General features: G+C 76.6%; 1 protein-coding gene. It reads right to left on the bottom strand.

Features of this window, described 5'->3' with window-relative positions:
• The coding region (locus AC3EVP_RS36785) for a SpnB-like Rossmann fold domain-containing protein (protein WP_435138115.1) at positions 1-2364 on the bottom strand (2364 nt) is incomplete at both ends.

Below are 2364 nucleotides of genomic sequence, written 5' to 3' on the forward strand. Positions count from 1 at the left end.
ACCCGCACCCGGGCGCCGGCGGCTTCCAGCTCCGCCGCCAACTCGGCCGCGCCCGGCGCCTCCAGGCCCCGGCGCGAGGCCAGCACCAGGTGGCGGACGCCGCCCTCGGTCGCCAAGTGGCGTGCCACCAGGGCCCCCAGGCCGCCGGTACCGCCGGTCACCAGCACCGCGCCATCCGCACCGGCGCCGTCCGCGCCCGACAGCGCCGACAGGCCGCCCGGCTCCGCGGACACCACCGCCCGCGCCAGCCGCGGCGCCAGCACCAGCCCGCTGCGCACCGCCACCTGCGGCTCGTCGAACGCGGCGAGCGCGGCCGGCCCGAAGCCCGCCCCGTCGCCGTCGCCGCCGGCCGCCGGGTCCGCCGCCGGGTCGAGGTCCACCAGGGCGAAGCGCCCGGGGTGCTCCGACTGCGCGCTGCGGACGAGGCCCCAGGCGGCGGACGCCGCCACGTCCGGCGCCTCACCGCCCGTGGCGACCGCGCCCCGCGTCACCAGCACCAGCCGCGAGTCCGCCAGCGCCTCGGCGGCCAGCCACTCCTGCACCAGGCCCAGCGTGCGCGCCACCGCCGTGTGCGCGGCGCCCGCCACGTCCACCGCGGCGCCGTCGGGCCCGCCCGCGGACGGCACCGCCGTCACCACCGCGTCCGGCACCGGCGCGCCCGCGGCCACCGCCGCGACCAGCGCGGCCAGGTCCGCGTACGCCCCGTCCGCGCCGAGCACCGCGACCTCGGCCGGGCCGGTGCCGCTCGCGGCCGCCGCCTCGGCCCACTCCACCGTGAACAGCGACCTGTCGGCCGCCCCGGACCGCCCGGAACTCGCCAACTGCGCCTGGTCAACCGGCCGCAGGACGAGGGAGCGGACCGACACCACCAGGGCGCCGGTGTCGTCGACCGCGTCGAACCGCACCGTGGAGTCGCCGAGCGCCCCGGCCCGCACCCGCAGCTGCGAGGTGCCGCGGCGGCCGATCCGGACCCCGGTCCAGCTGAAGGGCATCTTGTGCTCGCTGCCACCCGCGAAGAAGGGCACGCCGCCCTGCACCACCGCGTCGAACAGCGCCGGGTGGACGCCGAACCCGCCCGCGGCGTCCACGTACTCGTCCGGCAGGGCGACCTCGACGTAGATCTCGTCGCCGTCGCGCCAGGCGGCCCGCATGCCCTGGAACACCGGACCGTAGTCGTAACCCAGCTCGGTCAGCTGGTCGTAGAGCCGCTCGGCCGGGACCGGTTCGGCGTCCGCCGGCGGCCACTGCTCCGCCCAGTCCGCGACCGGCTCGACGTCGAGACCGGGCTCCTCCTCGGTCCCGGGGGCCAGGACACCGCGCGCGTGGCAGATCGACTCGCCGCGCCGCGTGCCCTCGGGGACGGTGTAGATCGCGACGGCCCGGTGGCCGTTGTCGTCCGGCTCGGCCACGGTGACCTGCACCTGGACGGCGGTGCCCGCGGGCAGCAGGAACGGCGTCCCGAGGACCAGTTCCTCCACCACCGGGCAGCCCACCTGCCGGCCGGCCGTCAGCGCGAGTTCCACCAGGGTGACGCCGGGCACGACGACCGTGCCGAACAGCAGGTGCTCGGTGACCCAGGCGTCCGTGTCCGTGCTCACCCGCCCGGTGAACAGCCACTGGTCCTGGTCGCCGATCCGCACCCCCGCGGTCAGCAGCGGGTGCTCGACGCGCTCGGACCCGGCGGCGACCGCCCCGGGCACCGCCTCGCCCGGCGCCAGCCAGTAGCGCTCGTGCTGGAAGGCGTACGTCGGCAGGGACACGGTCTTCGCGCCGGTCCCGGCGAAGAACGCCGCCCAATCGACAGTGATCCCGGCGGTGTGGGCCTGCCCGAGGAACGCGGCGAACGCGTCCGGCTCACCCTGCTTGGCCCGCAACGCCGGCACCACCAGCGCCTCGGACTCCGCCTCGTCCAGCACCTGACGGGCCAGCGCGGTCAGTGAACCGTCCGGGCCCAGCTCCAGGAAGCGGGTGACGCCGAGGCCGGCGAGCGCGGTGATGCCGTCCGCGAACCGGACCGCCTCCCGCGCATGCCGCACCCAGTAGCCGGGGTCGGCGAGCTCACCGGAAGCCGTCACCGCACCCGAGACGTTGGAGACCACCGGGATGGACGGCTCCGCGAAACTCAACCCCGCCGCCACCGACGCGAACTCATCGAGCATCGGCTCCATGAGCGCCGAGTGGAACGCGTGCGACACCCGCAGCCTCGTCGTCTTACGGTCCTGCCACCGCGGCAACCGCAGCCACTCGTCCAGGGCGTCCAGTTCACCCGACACGACCACCGCCCGCGGGCCGTTCACCGCCGCAATGGACAGCCGGTCGGTGAACCCCTCCAGCGCGTCCAGGACCTCCTGCTCGCTGGCCTGA

The organism is Actinacidiphila sp. bgisy144, from assembly GCF_057708105.1.